At 58.2% G+C, this 20,742-nt stretch carries 12 protein-coding genes and 6 pseudogenes; 8 read left to right on the top strand and 10 right to left on the bottom strand.

Annotated features, from left to right (window positions below):
• Window positions 1-34 precede the first annotated feature (34 nt).
• The gene (locus NKJ15_RS33085) at window positions 35-223 is read left to right on the top strand and encodes a hypothetical protein (RefSeq protein WP_502906958.1); all 189 of its coding nucleotides are present in this window, start codon (window positions 35-37) and stop codon (window positions 221-223) included.
• Window positions 224-883: 660 nt separating this feature from the next.
• Window positions 884-2,257, top strand: coding sequence for a hypothetical protein (locus NKJ15_RS27420; RefSeq protein WP_352818881.1), 1,374 nt, complete (start codon window positions 884-886; stop codon window positions 2,255-2,257).
• Between the two features lie 453 nt (window positions 2,258-2,710).
• Here the strand turns inward: NKJ15_RS27420 and NKJ15_RS27415 are convergent, their stop codons facing one another.
• Together NKJ15_RS27415 and NKJ15_RS27410 are read right to left on the bottom strand one after the other, a co-directional pair.
• Window positions 2,711-3,091, bottom strand: coding sequence for a transposase (locus NKJ15_RS27415; RefSeq protein ID WP_352818878.1), 381 nt, complete (start codon window positions 3,089-3,091; stop codon window positions 2,711-2,713).
• Window positions 3,092-3,367: 276 nt separating this feature from the next.
• Window positions 3,368-3,655: pseudogene (locus tag NKJ15_RS27410) on the bottom strand (ATP-binding protein); the annotation flags it as partial.
• 911 nt (window positions 3,656-4,566) lie between these two features.
• On the opposite strand from NKJ15_RS27410, the gene NKJ15_RS27405 reads away from it, so the two are divergent.
• The 4 genes and pseudogenes from NKJ15_RS27405 to NKJ15_RS27385 all read left to right on the top strand — a co-directional run.
• Window positions 4,567-5,019, top strand: a complete 453-nt coding sequence (locus tag NKJ15_RS27405; RefSeq protein ID WP_352752850.1) for an Lrp/AsnC family transcriptional regulator — start codon at window positions 4,567-4,569, stop codon at window positions 5,017-5,019.
• Window positions 5,020-5,808: 789 nt separating this feature from the next.
• Entirely contained in the window at window positions 5,809-7,320 is a 1,512-nt protein-coding gene (istA, locus tag NKJ15_RS27395) for an IS21 family transposase (protein WP_502906952.1), read from the top strand.
• 12 nt (window positions 7,321-7,332) lie between these two features.
• Entirely contained in the window at window positions 7,333-8,088 is a 756-nt protein-coding gene (gene istB, locus NKJ15_RS27390) for an IS21-like element helper ATPase IstB (protein ID WP_352818873.1), read from the top strand.
• 185 nt (window positions 8,089-8,273) lie between these two features.
• Window positions 8,274-8,831: pseudogene (locus tag NKJ15_RS27385) on the top strand (transposase family protein); the annotation flags it as partial.
• 219 nt (window positions 8,832-9,050) lie between these two features.
• Here the strand turns inward: NKJ15_RS27385 and NKJ15_RS27380 are convergent.
• From NKJ15_RS27380 to NKJ15_RS27375, 3 genes and pseudogenes are all read right to left on the bottom strand, one after another.
• The gene (locus NKJ15_RS27380; protein ID WP_352818870.1) at window positions 9,051-9,893 is read right to left on the bottom strand and encodes a LuxR family transcriptional regulator; all 843 of its coding nucleotides are present in this window, start codon (window positions 9,891-9,893) and stop codon (window positions 9,051-9,053) included.
• Between the two features lie 578 nt (window positions 9,894-10,471).
• Window positions 10,472-11,027, bottom strand: a pseudogene (locus NKJ15_RS33080) (CapA family protein); the annotation flags it as partial.
• A gap of 129 nt (window positions 11,028-11,156) precedes the next feature.
• Window positions 11,157-11,930: pseudogene (locus NKJ15_RS27375) on the bottom strand (transposase); the annotation flags it as partial.
• A 1-nt stretch (window position 11,931) separates the two neighbouring features.
• On the opposite strand from NKJ15_RS27375, the pseudogene NKJ15_RS27370 reads away from it, so the two are divergent.
• A pseudogene (locus tag NKJ15_RS27370) lies at window positions 11,932-12,457 on the top strand (IS701 family transposase); the annotation flags it as partial.
• Window positions 12,458-12,846: 389 nt separating this feature from the next.
• Here the strand turns inward: NKJ15_RS27370 and NKJ15_RS27365 are convergent.
• From NKJ15_RS27365 to NKJ15_RS27345, 5 genes and pseudogenes are all read right to left on the bottom strand, one after another.
• Window positions 12,847-13,197, bottom strand: coding sequence for a hypothetical protein (locus NKJ15_RS27365; protein WP_352818868.1), 351 nt, complete (start codon window positions 13,195-13,197; stop codon window positions 12,847-12,849).
• A 143-nt stretch (window positions 13,198-13,340) separates the two neighbouring features.
• Window positions 13,341-16,043 (bottom strand): lyase family protein, encoded by a 2,703-nt coding sequence (locus tag NKJ15_RS27360; RefSeq protein WP_352818865.1) that lies wholly within the window; start codon window positions 16,041-16,043, stop codon window positions 13,341-13,343.
• A complete protein-coding gene (locus tag NKJ15_RS27355; protein ID WP_352818862.1) occupies window positions 16,040-17,098 on the bottom strand; it encodes a cysteine synthase family protein in 1,059 nt (352 codons plus the stop codon). The genes NKJ15_RS27360 and NKJ15_RS27355 overlap by 4 nt, the downstream gene beginning before the upstream one ends.
• 10 nt (window positions 17,099-17,108) lie before the next feature.
• Window positions 17,109-18,056 (bottom strand): GHMP family kinase ATP-binding protein, encoded by a 948-nt coding sequence (locus tag NKJ15_RS27350; protein WP_352818859.1) that lies wholly within the window; start codon window positions 18,054-18,056, stop codon window positions 17,109-17,111.
• 450 nt (window positions 18,057-18,506) lie between these two features.
• Window positions 18,507-18,858: pseudogene (locus NKJ15_RS27345) on the bottom strand (IS110 family transposase); the annotation flags it as partial.
• A gap of 495 nt (window positions 18,859-19,353) precedes the next feature.
• Here NKJ15_RS27345 and NKJ15_RS27340 point away from each other — a divergent pair.
• Window positions 19,354-20,337 carry a D-alanine--D-alanine ligase family protein gene (locus NKJ15_RS27340; RefSeq protein WP_352818856.1) on the top strand — a complete coding sequence of 328 codons (984 nt, stop codon included), beginning with the start codon at window positions 19,354-19,356 and terminating at the stop codon, window positions 20,335-20,337.
• Window positions 20,338-20,742 lie beyond the last annotated feature (405 nt).

Below are 20,742 nucleotides of genomic sequence, written 5' to 3'. Positions count from 1 at the left end.
GGTTCACTCGGTTCGACCGCGGCGAACTGAGGGAATGGCGAGTGTCCAGGCCACGCGAGAAGCGCGAGACGGGAGAGCAGGATCTTTCCGCTCCAGGCTCGATCAGATCATCAACGTGAAGCACGAACTGGTGCATCTGGCGCACCCCAGCCATGAGCGCCAGATGCGCCGCCGCTCCGCGATCGGCCACATCAAGGCCGAGCACCGGATGGGCCGCAACTAGCTCGCCGGCAAGTAGGGCGACTCCGTCAACACCATCCTGGCCGCCGCCGGCCACAACTTCTCCCTCGTCCTCAGGTGGCTGAAGGCTCTTTTGTGCCCTCTCTTCGCCGCCCTCCACACTCGGCCGATGGAGATCGAAGCCTGATCCCTCTATTGTTCACGGCAGACTGTCTCGAGACTATGATGAACAACGGCCACACGGCGCGATCGGGAACAAGGTCCCGGCAGTGCTCATGACATCGGCAGACAACGCCAGCCCCTCTTGCTGATCAGGCCAGAAAACTCTAGCGCCTGCCGAGAGTGGATTGGGGAGCGGTCCAAACGGCCGAGGCTCAATCACCGCAGGATAAATTCAGCAGCAGGTCACCTTCAGTCTCTGCAGAGATGAACCGAGGAACAGTTCCGAAGCCGCGGTATCGCGGGCAGCGTCAAGCCACCACATTTGGCAGTTCCTGAAAAACCTTAACACACTATCTTTCAAGTCCTGTCAGCGACCAACCGAGCACAAAACGGTCCGGCCACGCGATGCCAAACGAGGATGAGATTTCCCGCGCTCCGGCGGCCTGCTGACTGGCTGATCGGATGCTAAATTCGCGCTGCCCAAGAATTCATCCGGTCGCGCAAACTCCAATACCACAAGGCCACTAGACAGGAGCTGCCCATGACAATCGCGACAGTGCCAGCAATCAGCGAGGCGGATGCACGAATCGAGCGCCGACTTTGCGAGCTCGCAACTTGCGATTCAGCCTCGATCTGGGAGGCTCAAGACGAACTGTCCAGCGCGATTACAGAGGGAGGCATGCACTTTGAGGGGCGGGCGTATCCCGTATGTCTCCGGCCCCTTGCGATAGACTGCGGTCTGGCAAACCACCTCGGCGCTACCGCTGAGGCCGTAGTCAAGCTCCTTGATGTCGCCGCTGAACTGTATTGCTGCAATGAGGACGTACAAGACCTATTTCCAGCCTATAAACATTTGCGGCATCGGATCACTTCTCTCCCGAAACATCGGCCCATTGTAAGAATATGCCGGCTGGATGGCCTTTTCGGTAGCGATGGCTATTATAAGATAATTGAAACGAATACCGAAGCGCCTGGCGGCGTTATTCAGAACGGCCTCGCCGCAAAAATCTGGAGCCGCATACCCAACCCATTGACACATGGCCTTTCACTAGACGTGAGCAAGCAGCCTTTCGCCAAAGATCCGAACTGCTTCGTCCGGGAGCTGGTGTCTGCCTATTACGCTGCGGCCGGCAGCGAACTGAAAACTGCAGCCGTAGTCAACTTTCGCGGACGCTATACAAATGAAGTAGATTGGATCGTGAACGGTCTAAGTGACGCAGGCGTCAAAGCAACGTTGCTAGATGTTAGCGCGATGAAGCGCACGCCTCGCGGACTAGTCGGGCCTGACGGCGAACTCATCGAGCTTGTTTACAATAAACTCGACCCCAGGGACCTCATTGACGCTAAAGAATCTAGCGACTACTTAGAAGCCTGCGCGGCTGAAGAGGTGGTTTCGATAAACCCGTGGATCTCCCAGTGGGTATTATCTGACAAGGCGATCCTTGCTGTACTCAGCGATGATCGATTCAGCTCGAACTTCGACGCCGAGCAGATCGAGTTCATTGCACGCCACGTTCCATGGACCCGTTTTGTTAAAGCTGGAGTAACAACTGACCCCGAACGGCGTCGGATCGAGCTCATCGGCTACATCCGGGAGAACAAGGCCAATCTTGTTCTGAAGCCCTCTAACGCGACGCGTGGCGAGCATGTCTTGGTTGGGCGTCTCACCTCCTCAGTAGTCTGGGAGGAAAACATTGACCGGGCCGCCCGCAACCCATACGTTATTCAAGAGTACGTCAGACCCGGAGAGGTTACGGCTCTGCACCCGCCAAGCCGGTCAATCAAGAAAATGGCATATGGAGTTGACTGTTATGTATTCGGTGGCCGCCTAGCAGGTTTTCAGTCGCGTGCAAGCCTCGATCCTGTGATGAACGTTGGGCGAAGCGGGATTCTACTACCGATAGCTATCGACTAAATTTTCGCGCCTGAGCTCGCCAAGACGTTCCCTTTGTGGTCGTTTCCCATGAAGTTCTAATCGCCTCTGTAAGTGGCCCTTTCTTTCTGTCGACGCAGCGCCTGCGGGTTCAGGGTTCTCTCCGTGGTCGATCGCAAGGATCGCCGCATGTTTGCGTTGGAGCGGGTGGGGCGAAGTGGTATTCGCGGTTCCATGCGCACGCCTGAGAGCAAACTCATCCGTGCAGCGTCCCGGCAGGGACGCATCTCGGGAATAGAACTCGGTTAGGGAATCTGAAGCTCCTTTTTCAGGCGGCGGCACCGGCGTGCCGGAATGGCTCATTCGTCTTCACATGGCGTGGAGTATGACGGCGACCTTGCGCGCCACCGCTACCTCACCTTCTTGCGCCCGGCACTCTCTTAATCCACAGGCCCCAGGCCTTCTGGGAAGAGAAGTCAATCTGCTGCGTCAGGATCACGTTGGCGGCTTCAAAGAATGGGTTCGCGTGAGCTTGTCGCCTCGCTTCGAGATGCGGCCGTTTCGACTGACCACGCCGGATTCGTAGCATCTGGGCGTGAGGCCGAGATAGGCGCCGGTGCTGAAGGATCGGCGAAAGCGGGAAGCATCGTCGTAGGTCGAGGCGACCGAAAGCGCGATCGTGGTGCTGACGCCAGGCGCCGTCATGAATAGGCGGGCCTTGGCATTCCGCTTCGCGGCAGCGCGAACCTGCGCGTCGAGTTGATGCGCTCGATGATGGAACGGTGGGCCTCCATCATCGCCTCGACGATGCCTTAGTCTCAGGCGCGGCGTGGCGGTCTGTACTATTGAGACATCCAGGGCGGCATACTTCGTCATGGAAGTTCTCCTTCCTGCGCTGCGCCGCTGACCGATTCATCGATATGGTCAGGTTGGGGAACTGCCGCCCGGAATGCGAGAGCGCCTCGACGGTAGCGAAGCCGCTCGCGAGCGCGGCCCTCAGCAGCGCTGAAGCGAGCGAGGCGGCGTAGCGGTGGTCATCGATGTTCCTCGGTAAGGTCGGATTGCTGACACCAACCCATTCGGCATGACCACCGATGACCGACCACATGATGAACCTGGCACGTTCGTGGTGAAGACCCCGACGCCAATTCACCCATAATCAGGGATGAAATCCTGTTCAGGGTTTTCCGTCGTGGTACGGCATCGCAGGCATGGCCGTTCGGCCGTGATGTCCGCCTGGGTCGGCACGCTGCACTCCGGCGCCCCGCTCACTGCCCCTTCTAGATCTGCGCCTTCGGGATATCGATGCCGGTGACTTGGTCGGTCACTGTGTGCTCGACCTGGATGCCGCAGTTGACCGCGAGGGAGGTGAACCTGCCGTATGTCGGCATCTATCAGAAATTCGACTGTGCCGGCTGCGACGTAGCCCATTGTCTTGGCAAAGTGTTTCAAGTCGGCCGACAACGTCAGCGTTTCGTCTCCATCCACAGCCCGACCAATCTGTTCAATTGTCCAGGCAACAACGTGACCGCTGCTCAGAATCGTGACCTTCGCAGCGCAGCCGTCCAAATGTGGCGCGCGACAGTCATGCCAGAGACCGCGTGAAATGCGATCAGCGAAGAGCAGCGCGGCACGTGTCAAGTTAAGGCGACGGTACCCAACCAGCTTTCCGAAGTCAGCTTTGACTGGTTCGATGCAGCTTGGTCGATCAAAAAAGTCGGCCGGCCATGTAGCAATTCATGAGATTGGCCACCTTATCGTGCACATCTGCTGGACCTCAGATCCGGGTCCCCAACCACTTGTGGATATGCGGCTTGATATTGTCCAAGTCGGCGAAAACGCGGTCGATATCCATCAAATGGAGAGCGCTCGGAGGCGCGTGGTCCGTCAGGAGAGCTTCCCCCACCGACCTTCAACTCCGCATTCGTCCGATACGAGCGTGCGAACGCTACTTGTTACGGGGCCAAGAAGCCGACCGCGGCTTGCCGGCCGAGCCCGACGCTGGATCCTCGGCGAAATCTACGGTTGCTCTAACTCGTCCTTCTCGCAGATAGATAATCAATTTGCCTGAGGTAGCCTTTTCGCAACGGCAGGAGGCACCGCGATTTGGGTAGGCCAGCAGCACGGCCGTGTTGTCGTCAACCTCGCTGTCTTGTAGCTGATAATCGCGCTCCAGATTTGGTAAAGAGAGAGGCGCAACCTGGGCTGATCGGAAGCAGACGCATTTTGATCATCTGCCGGGCCAGGAGAGCCCCCTTTGTTTCAATGGGCGGCGTGAATTGCAACAAATGTTGCGCAAAGTTATGCGATTGTTAAAATCACATAAAATTAGGCATAGCTGGCATCGCTCGGTGGACGACCTAGATCGAAGGATCCTTACGGCACTACAAACGGACAACCGGCTCTCCTTTGCCGAGCTCGCGGAACTTGTCGGTTCCTCAGCCGCCTCATGCATGCGTCGAGTGAACAAGTTGCGTGCGGAAGGAGTGATCGTTGCGGACATCTCGTTGGTGGATCCGAAGGCTCTCGGCAAATCACTCACCGTTGTGCTCACGGTAGAGCTAGACCGTGAGCGTCTTGACCTCGTGGATGATTTCAAACGCGCGATGCGCGCGGCCAAGGAAGTAACCCAATGCTACATGGTTACGGGCGACGCCGATTTCGTCCTGATCGTGGCGGTTGAGGACGTCGAGGCCTTTGATGTCTTCGTCAAGACAAAGCTCTATACAAATCCGAACGTGCGAAAATTTAAAAGCATGATTACCCTTGATCGTGTTAAGTTCGAGCCACGGATCAAAGTGTAGCTTTCGGTGAGTTGCGCTGAAACCCGAGTTTTCTGACTGCCTACTGCACGCGCAGCTTCGGATTGTTTCGCCTGGCGGCTGTGCATCTAGGTGTTTAATCCCGAGATTTGCTTGAGGGGATTTTAACCTGAAGCGGTCTGGCTGTGCAGCGCAGGCCTCGGCGAGGTGCTGCCGAAGTTGATTATAGCTGCCGCAATACAAGCGCTTGACGATGGCGTCCTTGATGGTCCGATTGTTCTCTCGACCCGGTCGTTAGTCGGCGGTGAACTATCCGCAACGCATTGAGCTGGCATCCTAAAGCGGCTTTGGATTGCAGGATTTGCGCGTTTGGGGCGCTTTTTTCCTGCTATTCGGTTTTGCGATTGCCTTGTGCTCGGAGCGTGATTCACTCGGTGCGGCGGCGGCGATTCAAAGGGACGGCGAGTGTCCAGGCCACGCGACACTAAAGAGCAGGACCTCTTCTGCTCTAAGCTCGACAGATCATCAACATGAATCACGGGCTGGTGCGGCCTGGCGCAGGCGATCGACTGGCCGTCTCGGCGCGTCTATTCGGACGGACAGGCATGCGGTCGGCCGCCGACGCGGCTGATCGCGTGCGGATTCCGACGTGAAGCCGGCCGCCATTCCGATCAAACACCGGCCACCATTCCGGTATGAAGCCGGCCACCATTCCAACCAAAGACCGGCCGGTTTTCGGCACTGAAGATTACCTCCTGGGTCAGCAACTTTGGCATCAATTACCTCGCGATGAACGAGGACATTTTGATGCCGGCAAAGAGAAGGCTGACCATGAGACAGTTGAGACAAATGCTTCGGCTTGCCGGAAGCGGGACCAGCTCCCGCGAGATTGCGGTCGTGCTGGGAATAGCACGCAGTACGGTGCAGGATAATCTGCAGCGCGCAGCGGCAATCGGGTTGAGCTGGCCCCTGCCAGGCGAGCTGACCGATGACGCGCTTGAGAACAAACTCTTCGCTCGCAATGGCATCAAACAGGGCACGCGGCGGCGCCCAGAGCCGAACTGGGCCGATCTTGCCGTCGAACTCAAGAAGCCGGGCGTCACGCTCCTCATCTTGTGGGAGGAGTATCGAGGAAGTCATCCCGACGGATATGGCTACAGCCGGTTCTGCGAGCTCTTTCGCAGCTTCGAACAGCGGCTTTCGCCGACGATGCGCCAGGAACACGCCGCCGGCGACAAGGTCTTCGTCGACTATTCCGGCAAGAAGATCCCGATCGCTGATCGAGACACCGGCGAGATCCGTGAGGCGGAGATCTTTGTGGCGGTCTTGGGAGCGTCCAGCTTCACCTATGCCGAAGCAACCTGGACCCAGACACTGCCTGATTGGATTGGTTCACACGTCAGGATGTTTCGTTTCTTTGATGGCGTTCCCCGCCTGGTCGTCCCCGACAATCTGAAGTCGGGCGTCAGCCGCGCCAGCTTCTACGATCCCGAGATCAACCGCAGCTACGGCATGATGGCATCCCACTATGGCGTCGGCGTTCTTCCGGCACGGCCAAGAAAGCCTCGGGATAAATCGAAAGTGGAAAATGGAGTGCGTTTTGCCCAATCCTGCATTCTGGGGCGTCTGCGCAACCAGACCTTCTTCTCGCTGGCCGAGGCCAATGCCGCCATTCGCCAGGCACTCGATCGCATCAATGATCATGTCATGCGTCGGCTGGGCGTCAGTCGCCGGCAACTGTTCGAGAGTGTCGAGCGTGCTGCGCTCGCAAGCCTTCCGAGCGAAGACTACGAATTCGCCGAGTGGCGTTTGGCCCGCGTCTCGACGGACTATCATGTCGAGTTCAAGACCTTCTTTTATTCCGTACCGCACAATCTCATTCGCCAACAAGTCGATCTGAGAGCAACGGCACGCACCATCGAGATCTTTCACCGCGGCAAGCGCATTGCCGTCCATCAGCGCCGCTATGGTGGCCCTCGTCATGGGACTGATCCGGATCATATGCCCAACTCCCACCGGCGATATGCCGAGTGGACGCCGGATCGTTTCCGTCGCTGGGCCGCATCCGTCGGCCCCGAGACGGAAGGCTTGGTTGTCGCAATCCTCGCCAGCCGCCCACATCCTGAACAAGGCTTTCGAACATGCCTGGGTGTCCTGCGCCTGTTTCGCGATATTACCCGCGATCGCGCCGAAGCCGTGTCAGCCCGCGCTGTCGAGATCGGCGGGCTGAACTGCAAGAGCATCGCCTCGCTCATCGCCAATCACAAGGCCGCAAGGCATTCCACCGAACCGACCGCCATCGTCGATCACGCCAATCTGCGTGGCCCTGATTACTTTCATTGAGGAGACACACCAATGCTTATCCATCCCACCATCGACATGCTGCGCGAACTCGGCCTTCATGGCATGGCCACCGCCTTCCAAGAGCTCGACACACAGTCCGAAGCGCGCGGCCTCGAGCACGGCGAATGGCTTGCCATGCTGCTCGAGCGCGAGGCGACCATGCGCCGCCAGAAGCGTTTCGAAGCCCGCGCCAGGGCTGCAAAGCTTCGCCATGACGCACAGATCGAGAATGCCGACTTTCGTGCCGCACGCGGTCTTGACCGCAATCTGTTCATGGCGCTCGCCGGCTGCGACTGGATTCGCAAGCATCACAGTCTTCTCATCACCGGGCCGGCGGGCGTCGGCAAGAGCTGGCTGGCCTGTGCGCTTGGCCACAAAGCTTGCCGAGAGGATTTCTCCGTCGCCTATCACCGCGTTCCTCGGCTGTTTGCAGCACTTGCCCTCGCGAGAGGCGACGGACGTTATGGCCGGATCCTCAAACAACTCGCCAAAACCGACCTTCTCATTCTCGATGACTGGGGGCCGGAAAAACTCAATGATGACCAGCGGCGTGATGTGCTTGAGATCATTGAAGACCGCTACGAACGCCGATCGACAATCGTCACCAGTCAGCTGCCCCTGGATCGCTGGTACGAGATCATTGCAAACCCAACTCTGGCCGATGCCATCCTGGACCGCCTCGTTCACAACGCCTATCGCATCGATCTCACCGGAGAAAGCATGCGAAAACAGCGCTCGCCAAAAGCCTCTGAAACAGCGCAAGCTTGACCGGAAACAAAACCCAATCCAAACATCAACCAGACCCAGGATCAGTCCGAAAAATGGCCGGCTTCAAATCGGAACACCGGCCGGAATGAAATCGGAATGACTGGCCGGCTTCAAATCGGAATCGATGGCCGGCTTCGTCGGAATACGCAGATCGCGGGACTGGCGCGATTCTCACACACACTTTCTTGGACGCGCTCTTCAAATGGCCGCTCTGCCAGGCCGCCACCGTTCTCGAGCAGCGTCAGCGCAGCTGCGAGATCTGCAGCCTGCACGCGCACGAGGTGGAATGCATCGGCAAGGCAAGGGGCAATGCGCCCGTACGAGTTCGGGGTGAAGGTGTCGGTCGTCACCACGCTGAAGCGCTCGAAGGGCGGCCATTTCGCCCTGCATGCAAAAGCGCTGCCCGGCAATCCTATGACGGCCACTCGCTCGCAAGCTTCATCCCCGACATGGAAGAGATCAGCTGCGTCCTGGCGACGCCGGCTATTGCGGCCACAACGCACCGGAGAGCCACAAGTTCTGGGTCTTCATCAGCGGCCAGAAACGCCGCGTCACCCCAGCCATGAAGCGCCACATGCGCCGCCGCTCCGCGATCGAGCCCGTGATCGGCCATATCAAGGCCGAGCACCGGATCGGGCCGCAACGACCTCGTCGGCAAGCAGGGCGACGCCGTTGTCAACGCCATCCTGGCCGCTGCCGGCTACAACTTCTCCTTCGTCCTCAGGTGGCTGAAGCCCATTTATGCCTTCTCTTCGCTGCCCTTCCAAACTGGGCCGAAGGAGATCGAAGCCCGATCCATTGTTCACGGCAGACTCGTTGGTCATGGGTGCCTGGCCTCGATTGTGCGGTGCTCGATGTCATTTCTGGCGCAAGTGTATTCCAAGGCGTGTCACTTCCTCATTAATTAGCGGCACAGCCGAGCGACCGGCGGGCAGTGCCGGCTTGCGTTGCCGGAGACTTTCCTACAATTCTATAATGCGCAAGTTTGCTGCTTTTATTGCTGCAGCCGTTCTGCTGGGAGTATCCATTTTTTGCTTTACTTTTTTTATGTGGAAATTGACAGTGTTTGCGGATATTCCAAGAATAACTCCTATTTCCCACGAGGATTTCCCTCTCGCTGTCCATAGAATACACTCTTTTTCTCTTACAGACAGGTAAGGTTCCTGGTCGACACCAGTCGAGTTCGTGAACGTCATTGCCCTAAGATGGAAATGAAACGCGGCAAGTTGCAAATAGGTGATTGTTCTATTTGGGAATTCGCGGTCCCAAGGTCGAGCAAAGCTCATGATCGCAAAGCTGCCATCGGGGCCGCGCAATGGAACGCTAATGCCTGACCTTAAGCCGAACGTCGCAGCCTCGTCGAAAACGCGCCGTTCGTCCTCAGTCGTGCTTGCGTCATTGTGCACCTCGCTCCATCGAAAGGCGCCTGCCCGCGTTCGACTCGCCTTGATGATGGGGTCTATCCTGTCATAACCCATTTCGAAATAGCGCTTCTGCCATTCATCAGGATAGTTCAGCATGACCTCCGGATCGGGTCGGATCGGCTTCAAAAGCCTTCCCTCGGGAGAACCATAGGCAATCCACGGGCAGTCAAAGTTCAGGGCAAACGCAGATAACAGGGCGAATAACTGCTTGGATTGAGCAACGCCGTCCGTCTGATCAAGAAATCGGCCGAACTCGACCGCAAACGCTTCTTCCCTCGCCGCGTTCGAAAAATGCATCGACGGTACCAACGAGAATTGGTTAGACACTTTGGTTGCCGGCCCTCGAAGTTGAGAGACCGCGGTCGTCGGCACCCGTTCCATAGTCTCTGCTCCGCAGCCATTTGCGCCGGAAGTCATCAATGGTGCACAAAGCTGCTGGCAGTAAGGCCTGCGGCTCTGCGCGCTGCCCCTTCCGAACCGGCTCGTCAAGCTCTGCCATAATCTAGCAGACCAACCCAAAGCAGAAATTATTTTCGGTTAAGTGTAGTTGCTACAGTTTTACATAAAGGTGTCATTTTTGCGATTCGTTAGTTAATTTATGCTAATCTTTCTTGAGTCGACTTCGACGGCCATTTCGATATCTGTGACACCGCAAATCTTGCGATTCCAAAGCCGTCCTCCGCCTCAATCAGGTGACTTGCGGATAGTTTCACGGCCGAACGAGGCATCATCATGCCCCGTCATTGCGGCGAGCTCGGCCGCGGCCGGATCACTCCAACACCGTTCTCGATGGCGGTTTGCGTGCCAAATGGCTGCGAGAGCTTCTTTAGCCTCGCCAGAATGCCTAAAGCTTGCGATACGGCAGCGAGATGCGCACGCCCCGGTTGGCAAACCTTTTCAAGTGATCGAGCTCTTCAAATCGGAATCGATGGCCGGCTTCGTCGGAATACGCAGCTTGGATCCTGTGCGGCGGGATTGTAATTTGGCAACGCTGCACGGACCTGCCTCAGGCTTGCCAGCTTCTCCGGCGGGACCACGATGCTTTTGTCCAAACGAAGAGCATTGAGTCCTGGTCTGCCTGGCGCCTCGCCAGCAGGATCGCACGCGCGACCCATGGGGCTGAACGATGTAGCAAATGACACCAATGCCGGGCGGCCACGACCAGTCCAAGAAGCGAGCGGCGCCGGCTTGGGCGAGATTCTCGCCCGCACCTGCATGGATCATCCCGTTCTCATCAGCGCCCGGGTCGTCTCGCGCATACTTGAAGGCCCTAGTCGAGGGTATGGTTGTTCGCGCGACTAAGCATATTGAAGCCATTGCTTTTAAATCAGGCCCCAACTCCGGGACACTGATGCAATACGCACCACCGTACTCAGCCTGCGGACTTCCTTTGACCGACCGAATATCGAAGATGTTGGTTTCCATGTTGCCGAACGTCACATCGGCTTCTTGAAGAATCCAGACGAGCTCGTCGAACCCAGGGTGTCGACCCTTGGTCACTGGTCGCGCCAAAAGCGAGCTCGCCGTGGTTGTCAGCTCCAATGGTCATCATGGCGGGTTCGACAAGATCGAGATAGCCACAATCCCACAGATCAGCTTTGACGATCCGCCAGCGACCGATCAGCTGGCAGCCAGCAGGCGCGGTCATGTCGGCACCGCCAGCAGCTTCGGCAGCCGCACCAGATTGTAGGCGGCGGCAGCGAAGATGAAGCCCCATCGGACGCGGTCGCGACCGCGCAACTTCGTCTTCTCCTGCCCGGCGACCGTCTTGATCCCGCCGAACGCCTCTTCGATGCGCTTGCGGATACGCTGACTGACGGCATAGCCGCCATGCCGGGTCGTACGCCGGTCGATTGCCGAACGGCGGCCGTTCGTGTTCTGCGGCCACATGCGTCACCCGCATCGAGGGTAGCTCATTGATGAAGTCCTGCGCATCATAGGCCTTTGTCGGCGCCGAGCGTGATTGCTTGCGGACGTCGGCACGCGGCTCGATATGTGCAATGCCGCCACTTGCTCAGCATGTCCGTCGGCCAGCGTCAGGCAGGCTTCGAGCAGCAGGCCGTGGCGGTTCTCTATCAGCCCATGTCCCATGAAGCACAGCTTGGCCTCCTTGCCTTTTGCCCTTGCGATAGAGCCTGGCTTCGGGGTCGGTGGTCGAGGCATGCGTATCGTTCGACCGCTTATGGCCGTGGAAATCCGCTTCCGCGTTGCGCCCGCCGCCCTCTGCCGGCGGCTCGCCGAGCCGTTTCCCGGGTCGTCGTCCGACAGGCTCTTCGGCTTGAGGCTCTTCATCGACGCCCACGCTTCAATCAGCGTGCCGTTGACCGAGAAGTGATCCGTAGACAGAAGCTTCTTCACCTTGGGTTGCGCCAGCACCGCCGACAGGAACTCCGCCGCGATGTCACCTTCAAGCAGACGCCGCGGCCGTCCGACTTCGCCCGTCCGGCGTCAACCCGGACACGCGCCGGTTTCGGCCAAGGACCTGGCGCAAGCGCTGCCCGAGGACGCCTGGTGCGAGGGCTCCAAGGCGCCGCTCGCCTCGCGCTTTGTCGCCGTCCGCGTCCGGCCGGCCCACCGCGATTACTGGCGCTCCGCACCACGACCTGAGGAATGGTTCCTGATCGAGTGGCCGCAGGGCGAGATCGAGCCGACCAAGTACTGGCTCTCGACCTTGCCGAAAGATACCGAGCTCGCCGACCTCGTCTACCAGGGCAAGCTGAGATGGCGGATCGAACGGGATTATCAGGAGCTCAAGCAGGAGATCGGCCTTGGCCATTATGAGGGCCGAGGTTGGCGGCTTCCATCACCACGCCACGTTCTCCATCGCCGCCTACGGATTCCTGGTCTCCGAACGGAGGCTGATTCCCCCCTCAGCCCCACGCTTGGCGCCGCTCCTCAAGGCACCTGCGCTATCCGAAGATTATCGACCCCGCGGCGCCGCCGCTCCGTCCCGAACGCCACGTCAGCAATTCCATCGCCACATCCGGATTAGACTCGCCCACGCCTTGGCGCGGCGGCTGCCACGATCTCCATGCTGCCATAACTATGACACAGTAGTACTAGAGCCCGCGCAAGCGAATCCGAGCTTGCTCGTGGTGCCGACTATGAGGAGCTTCCTGCCCAGTGCCAACGTCTGCGCCATAAGGATCGGATCGTTGCCCGCGCTTGACGCCCACCGGATGCGACGAGAAGGCGGTCGCCCTCAATGCTGTGGATCTGCGAACGTACGAGATCGAGTCGCTCAAGCAACCAGTACAGCTTTGCACGGGAGTTGTCCGGCGTCGTTTCCTCCGCGATGCGGAAGTCCATGAGCTTCTCGGCCCGTTTCACAGGCCTAAGTGGAAGCTGGGAATGGCGAAATGGGCAAGAATCGCCTTGACGAGCCGCGTGGCTCACCCACCAGGGGTTGTCGTTCGCGGTCCGGCTGCCGCTCGTCCCCCGCTTCGAGCGTGGGGATCGCCATAGTGCAATTCTTGCCGCGCAGCCAGCCGAGAAAGGCGCGCATCAAAAGCTCGGTGTCGAGACGATCCGGTCTTGGGCGCCGGTGCTCACGTGAGCCGGCAACGCTGGCGGGGTGGATGGCATAGGTCCCGATGCCGCGCGCCCATATTTCGATGACCGCGACGATCATGTTATCCTGTTGGCGGCCGGTAAGGGACCGGCTCGCGTCAAAAGACTGCGACATGCGGCCTCCTTATGGTGGTGGATCTATCAGAGCCGAAGAACGCCACACCCTCGCTTCTCGCCCCATAGCAACTACTCGCCGGGACATGACCATTGCCAATGCAGGACGCCAGTAACATTGGACGTCGTCCATGTATCCACTCCTTAGGAGGCTTGGTGCTTATCAATGAATTCTTTCACCTTCTGTTTGCGATGCATCTCAGCGTGCGCCCAGCGCTCCCGTATGTCCTCGCATTTGAGCTGCATGTCCCGAAAGAGCTTTTTTGCTACAGAAACCTGGTCGTCGGTTGATGTTTTAGCGGGGCCTCCTCCGAACCGCAGAGCGTCCCTGCACTCTTCAAGACTCGCCGGCAACACGCCGTCGAGCTGGCTGGCCAGACCGCTTCGGCGCTCCGCGACGCTGTTATCCTGGGACAGGCGCCTGGCGATCTCACCAATTAGTGTGTGGGCCTTCCTGAAAGGAACACCTCGCAACGCCATCCGTTCGGCGGCGACGGCCGTCATAGACGAGCCGTCTTCCAGATTTTTGCGCATCGGCTTCACGTTGAAAGACATGAATTGCACAATGAGCGATGTGAGGGTTATGGCCCGCTTCAAGGCATCTTCCGCAAGGCCCAAAGGAGAGCAGCCGTAGTTGCTCGCTTCGATTGAGTTGCTGAAAGGCGATTTGCTGGTAGCCGTTGCCGCAGAAACATATGCGCCAATCACGATGCTTGCCGATCCCTTGACGTGTTCAAGCAGAAACGGGTTCTTCTTTTGGGGGAGCATGGAAGAGCCGCCCGCAAGGTTGTGAGGAATGTCTAAGAGGGCGAACTCCCGCGTGGTCCAAACCTGCAGGTCCTGGGCCACACGACTGAGCAAGATTGAAACGCTAGCGAAAACTGAAAGCCCTTGCAGGTGATGATCGCGGCTCGCGACCGCATCAAGTGAGTTGAAGGACGGCAGTTCGAATCCCAGAAGACTTGCTGTTTTCAAGGGGTCTATCTGCATACTGGTGCCTCCGCCCGCACCCGCCCCCATAGGGCAATTCCTGATATCTTCCAGCAGGCGATGGAGGCGCTGGCGCTCGCGCCCCAGGGCGAAGAAGACGCCAAGCAGGTAGTGTCCCGGCGACCCAGGGAGTGCGATCTGGTATTGACTGTACAGCGGAGCCACAAGTCGCGATGCCTCTTCAGCTCGCTGGAGCAGGGCATCTTGTGCAAGTCCTATTTCTTGCGAGATGGAACACGCAGCTTCCCGAAGAGCCAGGAGAGAAATGGTCGCATTCAAGTCGTTGCGGGACCTCGCAAGGTGCAGCCAGCCGGCCTTGTCCGGGCCAGCTCTGGCGGCAAGTTCCGCCTCATAGGCCAGATAAAGGCCACGCGGAGCATCGCGGCCCGCCAAAGACTGAAAGCCCTCGTCCTGCAGGTCCAAGATGTGCTTGAGGAGATCGGCAGCGGCTGCTTGGCTGACCAAGCCCTGGTCCGCGAGCATCACTAGATGTGCTTCGTCTATGGTCGCCTGGTGCCGCAGAAGGCGACCGTCACGCGAGATTTCGATAGGCGGAGCGAGCAACTTCATCGCTTCGGGATGCAGAGTCCACCTGGCATCGCTTGACCCACCGTGCTGCTTGTTGTCCGATTCACCAACAGCCGTCTCGATGTCGATCACAAGGGAGGCGATCATCCCTTCAGCTGCCGCGGCAGCTGCATTGACATCATCAGCGACGCCTACGGCGTAAGCCACTCGGTCTCTGAAGTCGCCATTTATTTGAACTTCGTCTCCCTCAGACTTCAGAAGACCCGCTTCAGGCACTACAGGCTCTGGATTTCGAGAAAAGCCCAGGCGTTTGAGCTTCCCGGATGTGTGAGCAAGTCGGAAACGGATGGCTCCCGCCCTTGCGCTCGCGCGTGGAGGCGTGAACCCTTTTCCCGCGTAAAGTCCAATCACTGTGTCAAGGATTGACGTGCCCAAGGCGTGCGAGAGCATGACTGGAATCATTCCTCCAGCCAGTCTGGGGTTGACCTCGATGATGACGGGGCCCGACTCCGTTATCACGAACTCCACATGAGCCGGTCCGAACTTCAGGCCCAGAGCCGACACCGCTCGCGCAGCGAAAGAAGCCAGTTCCTTGAGGGATGGCTCCGGTAGCGGGGCCGGGAAGTCGTGCCCTACCTCGACGAAGCAGGGAGCCGGCCCTTTGTGCTTGGCAAGAATCCCAAGGCAATGCAGCGCCCCATCGTACGCAATTATCTCAGCAGAGTATTCTTTACCCGGTATATATTGCTGGATGAGGACGTCGGGACTGGGCAGATCCACTTGATCCAATAATACGTCCTTTGCACTCTCAAACGCCTTGGTGGCGGCTGCAGCACTATCGCATAACCTCACGCCGCTACTACCGCTTCCGGAGACCGGCTTCACGACCACTGGCAGAGTAGCTTGGGCAAGAATGTTCTCCACGTCTCTGACGGAAGTGGCCAGCCGAGTTTCAGGGATAGTGATTGATTGTCGCTGCAACTCGGCCGCTTGCTTCCATTTGTTCCGGCAGGTAGCTATAGCCTCCGGATTCGCTGCTGGTAGCCCGATCGTAGTCGCAGCACGTGACGCTGCTTCCACAAAATAATCCGACGACGAGTATATTCCTGCCAGCCTTCTTAATTTGACGGCGACCCCAATGAGTTCGTCCGGACTACGCGTTTCAGCTTCGATCACTTGAGCGACGGATTCCCTGTGAAACGGATAGCGCGCAGGATTGCGCGTGACGAGATAGGGCTCAAAGCCCAGGGCTCGGGCGCGCTTCATCAACAGTTCGCCAGTGCCCGTCGTGTTGCTTTCTACGAAAAGGAAGCTACCTCGGTTCATCATGAAGCATTCTCGAGCGCGTGTAGGACAGCCTCCCGGCTTCTCCGATTCCAATGATATCGGTTCCATGGTGGGAGAGCCCTCGAGGGATGATTTTGGGTTGCCGGCGCGTCCAGGAGTACACCTTCATTTAGACATCCGTTCTGCTCGAGCCACTTATGGTCGTAAACAGCTTCGACGTAGCGGTGGCCTTCATCAGGACATATGACGACTACGGTCTCTTCTGGATACTGCCGAGAGCGCCAGCGCCCCACGATGTAGCTCGCTCCGGAAGTCGGTCCAGCGAAAACGGCGTGCCGCTCGTGGAGAGTACGCGTTGCAGCAAATGCGAGCGGAGCCGAGATGAAATGCACCTCGTCATACAGTTCGTGCTTCACGTTTTTGGGGACAAGACTGTTCCCCAGCCCCCGAAGTTTCCGCTCGCCGTCCAGTTGGCCAAAAATGACGCTATTGAAGGTGTCCACGCCGACCAGGCGCGCACCAGAGGCTTTTTGGCGAAGGCGCTCTATCGTTCCGCAAGTAGAGCCGCCTGACCCGACAGAACCAACCAAAGTTACATTGTCATCCAACATTTCAGATACTTGATCAGCGAAGATCTTATAGGCCGCGGGGTTGTCTGGTGTTTCGTATTGCTGGGGCCAGAAACAGGAGCGGCCCAACTGTCTCATTCTAGCGTGTAATGCATCGAGGCGGCTTCTTTGAAAGCCACCCTGATTCGCCTTCTCAGTTATTATGCGGACTTCGGCTCCCAAGGATATTAACCTGTTTTCCAGGCCTTTCTCCATCACTGGATCTGTGAAGATTTCGAGCTGGAATCCGCATTCCCGGCAAACTACTGCCAAACCCAGCGCGAAGGTTCCACTTGAGGTCTCAAGAACTTTCATGCCGTGCGTCAAAGCTCCTCGAGCCAGCGCTCGCTCAATGATGTACTTCGCAGGGAGAAGCTTCATGAACGCGAACTGCGCAAGATAAAGGTTTGTCTCACACCTGATAATGCTGGGGAGAGCATAGGCATCAGAATAGCCGGAGAATGGCAGGCGTTTGCGAACAGCGTCCATATTGCTTACCTCACCGGCAGCCAGTAATGGTCAGATATATTTTTGGCGAGTTGTCGTATGGCGATACATGGGCGAGCACGGACCGAAGCTTCCGTGGAAAATCAGCCGCCATTCGATCAAGCAGGATTCCAATCATTGTGCCGCTGTGCGCGACTATGACCCCGAGAGCGTCAGTGGCCTCGGATGCTTTCAGCATCGGGTTCAGATGCTCCTTTGGAGCCCGCTCCTGATGCAGGAGCGCGCTGGTCGTAGCTATTCTGCCTATCGCGGCCGTGTCACTCCGCGGTATTGCGATCCGTGCGCAGTCGAGTAATTGGTGATATTCTGCTCTGTGACTGGTGGAGATTTCACCTCGCCGTTGATCATAGTCGACAGTTTCGACAGTCCCTCCTTCATCGATGCCAACGATTGCAAGCGGCGGCATTTGCCCAAGGAAGGAGAGCAGCCTACATGCACGCTGCTGATATGCGACCACTCCTGGGTACATCACCCCGTCGGATGGCTCGATCTCCGCCATTAGCTTCTCGATCAATGATGTCCGGACCCTACGCTTGAAGCAGCAGGCGATTGACCGTGCAGCCGCAACAAGATCCGCAGACGAACTCGCCAGCCCTTTGCCTTCGGGGAGCTCAGATTGCAAAACGAGGATTCCTCCCGAGGTGCCGAGCGCAACGACGAGATTCTCAGCCAATCGTTTTGCTTTGACTTTATGTGACGGATAAACGGTTACGGATCGTGTGCCTGCGATCGGCATGAAGTGCGCTCGCGCAAAGAGCGCGATGGGCATCGTGACCAAGAAGTGAGGGTCCCGGGGAACGGAGCCGACCGGCAACTGGCCTTGCAGTAACTCGCCGAATGTGCCGCAACAAAGAGCGTCGCTGGAATGAACCCTTGGCTGCTGCCCGTCCTCGGCGGTAATGAGGGCTGCATCTGCGCCATCGAACGTCTGGTGATACATGTATGGCCTCCACACTTCATCGGCGGCCGCTTTGAGAAGTTCTCTAGTCGAGATGCTCGCCCCGCTTCCTCGAGGGCCGATAGGATGCGCAGAATTTTGGATCGTCATATCACTTCCCCGTCAGGTATATTGAAGTGTGATTTGCTGCTACGACACGAGACCCAGATCATCTGAACTGAGCTCGCGTTTCGGTTGGCATACTTTTAAGTACCTAGGGGCGCTAGGCGCCTAACCTCGGACTCTGGAGGTGAACGTACCATTGTCAGCGATTTTACGTCGCAAAGATTCTGTGAAATTACTTGTAGGATCTGTTGCACCGTTTAATTACCGCGGCGTGGCATGGAGCGTCTCAGTGAAACTCGTTGGGCGCGACGTTCAGCCATTTTGAGCAGACCGGTGGTCCCGCTTTGCCACCTTTGGGCGGAATCTGATCGGTAACGGCGCGCCACTGCCGCGCACACTGTTCTCGACATCCCTCAGCTTCGTTTGAATGAGCTTGCGCGCCGTCAGCACCCCCGCACCTTTTGCGCGCCAGCGACTTGCAATGCACCGGTCGGAAACCAGCCAAGCCGCACCAGCTGCGCGATTCCACGCGCGTCATTGCGGCCCGACTTCACCGGCATCGCCTTGAAGGCGTCGCGCACATGCCGCGTCTCCAGCAGCTCCACCGCCAATCCCGCTTGCCGCATTGCCGCATAGAGCCATTGCGACAGCGGCCCGGCTTCCAGGCCGATCAGAACCAGAGGAAGGCAGAGCGACGCATTCATGCATTCAACGCCTTCGGCTCGCTTGCCACCTTGCTCTAGCTAGTGCCCGTCCACAAACGGTAAGCTGCTGAAATTACTGGAGGAACCACCAAATTTCCGCAGGAAAGGCCTGACGGTTTCAGGTACACCTTAGATCATACCACTGATTCTAAAGGGAAACCCGCAACCGCCGGAGCCGACAATGCGCCGTTAGTGGTATGAGATCGCCACAAGGAAGATCATTGTCGAACAGACGTTCGAATTTGGCACGAGAGGCGACCGTCGTCATTCGACGTTCAGAGTTCTCGCGTTCAGCCGTGTCCGATTGAAGACGTCTATGTTAGAATCTGGATACACTGACGCGCTCGTATTCCGCCGGCGCGGCACGAAATACGTAGGTTTTCTTCTTTTTGTTCGAACAACCTCTTCCGTGGCACGCCGATTGCACGGGACACGGTTAAGGCTCGCCGCGTTCAGCCGAGCTGTTGTTTTCGATCAATGAAGCCCGAGAGTGTAAGCGTGATAGCGGGCAAACATCCAAGGAGTGGCTCATGCGGGTGGCCGTCGTGTGGAACTATGATCATAAGGGCGTAATTAACCGGTTCGGTCGGCCTCGCCCGTGGGGCGACGACCGCGAGACGGTCGAAAGGGTGGTGGCGGCACTGCAAGAGGGCGGCCACGAGACGCTGCTATGCGAAAGCGACAAAGGACTGCTCACTACGCTCGAGCGGTTCATGCTACCCGATCCGCAAACCCGCCCCTCCGGAATCGTCTTCAACATGACGTACGGAATTCAAGGCGAGTTGCCTTGCACTCACCTTGCGGCCATGCTCGAGATGGCCGGCGTTCCGTACACCGGATCGAGTCCGCTCGGACATGGGCTGGCGACCGACAAGGTCATCACCAAGAGGCTCATCCGCGATGACGGCGTGCCGACGCCAAACTTTCGCGTAATGCGCCGCGGCACTGAGACCATTGGCGACCTGCGATTCCCAGTGGTAGTGAAGCCGCGTTACGAATCTACGAGCCTCGGATTGCAGCTCGTACACGAACCCGCTCAGTTGAGGCAGGCCGTAGAAGTGATCGTCACGCACTATACGCAGGATGCGCTCGTAGAAGAATACATCGAGGGACGGGAAATCACCGTCGCGCTGCTCGGAAACGGAGAGCTCGAGGTCTTGCCTTTTGTGGAGCACGACTTCGGCGACCGCGAAACGCGCCTTCTGACTCTGGAAGCGGTCGCGCCGCCGCCGAAGATTTGCCCGGCGCGAATCGCAAGCAAGCTTGCGACGATGCTGCGGGATATTTCGGTTGCGACCTTTCAAGCTTGCCAGTGCCGGGATTACGCCCGCGTCGACCTCCGGATCGATCGCTCCGGCCAGCCCTTTGTCCTAGAGATCAACTCCATGCCGGGGCTCGGTATACGCTCCTTGTACTCCCTGGCCGCGACGACCGCCGGATACAGCTACTCGAGCTTGATCAATCGCATCCTCGACGTCGCCCACACACGGTATTTCGGAACCGGCATTCCCTAGACCGGACACACGTCGAGCCGGCGCCTACTTAAGGTGCCTCGGCAGTCACAGCTAACCGCGGACCTCAGGGATGACTACTTTTTAGGGGGCAGGCCACAATTCCAACGACAGGAAAATTGCGCCAAAGATTGGTGGGGATAGCGGTCGGTGCTTCCGATTGGCAAGCTGCGACTGGCATGTTTAGCAGTTGTGTGCGTCAAGTTCTGCAAAATGGCGTGGCATCGCGGTGACGTCGGCGTGTCCGCCGCGCAGCCCCCGTGTTTAGCGGAGCGGCGGACACATGACGGTGCTCAGGCGGCCAGGGCCCTCAGGCTCTCCTTCTTGTGCTCGCGCAGATGATCCATGTTGAGATAGCGGGTCGCCTCGAGCCAGTTCTCGTGGATCTCCACCGCCAATGCCCGAACC

The sequence above is a fragment of the Mesorhizobium sp. M0207 genome (genome assembly GCF_040321995.1).
GTDB lineage: Bacteria > Pseudomonadota > Alphaproteobacteria > Rhizobiales > Rhizobiaceae > Mesorhizobium.
This window is presented reverse-complemented; position numbering and strand designations above follow the sequence as displayed.

What these genes read in the sequence shown, in the direction of transcription:
- NKJ15_RS27355 (WP_352818862.1), bottom strand. Translation starts at nt 17,098, where the DNA reads ATGGACGCTGTTCGCAAACGCCTGCCATTCTCCGGCTATTCTGATGCC.
- NKJ15_RS27415 (WP_352818878.1), bottom strand. Translation starts at nt 3,091, where the DNA reads ATGACGAAGTATGCCGCCCTGGATGTCTCAATAGTACAGACCGCCACG.
- NKJ15_RS27340 (WP_352818856.1), top strand. Translation starts at nt 19,354, where the DNA reads ATGCGGGTGGCCGTCGTGTGGAACTATGATCATAAGGGCGTAATTAAC.
- istB (WP_352818873.1), top strand. Translation starts at nt 7,333, where the DNA reads ATGCTTATCCATCCCACCATCGACATGCTGCGCGAACTCGGCCTTCAT.
- NKJ15_RS27380 (WP_352818870.1), bottom strand. Translation starts at nt 9,893, where the DNA reads ATGGAACGGGTGCCGACGACCGCGGTCTCTCAACTTCGAGGGCCGGCA.
- NKJ15_RS33085 (WP_502906958.1), top strand. Translation starts at nt 35, where the DNA reads ATGGCGAGTGTCCAGGCCACGCGAGAAGCGCGAGACGGGAGAGCAGGA.
- NKJ15_RS27365 (WP_352818868.1), bottom strand. Translation starts at nt 13,197, where the DNA reads ATGTCGCAGTCTTTTGACGCGAGCCGGTCCCTTACCGGCCGCCAACAG.
- NKJ15_RS27360 (WP_352818865.1), bottom strand. Translation starts at nt 16,043, where the DNA reads ATGATGAACCGAGGTAGCTTCCTTTTCGTAGAAAGCAACACGACGGGC.
- NKJ15_RS27350 (WP_352818859.1), bottom strand. Translation starts at nt 18,056, where the DNA reads ATGTATCACCAGACGTTCGATGGCGCAGATGCAGCCCTCATTACCGCC.
- NKJ15_RS27420 (WP_352818881.1), top strand. Translation starts at nt 884, where the DNA reads ATGACAATCGCGACAGTGCCAGCAATCAGCGAGGCGGATGCACGAATC.
- istA (WP_502906952.1), top strand. Translation starts at nt 5,809, where the DNA reads ATGAGACAGTTGAGACAAATGCTTCGGCTTGCCGGAAGCGGGACCAGC.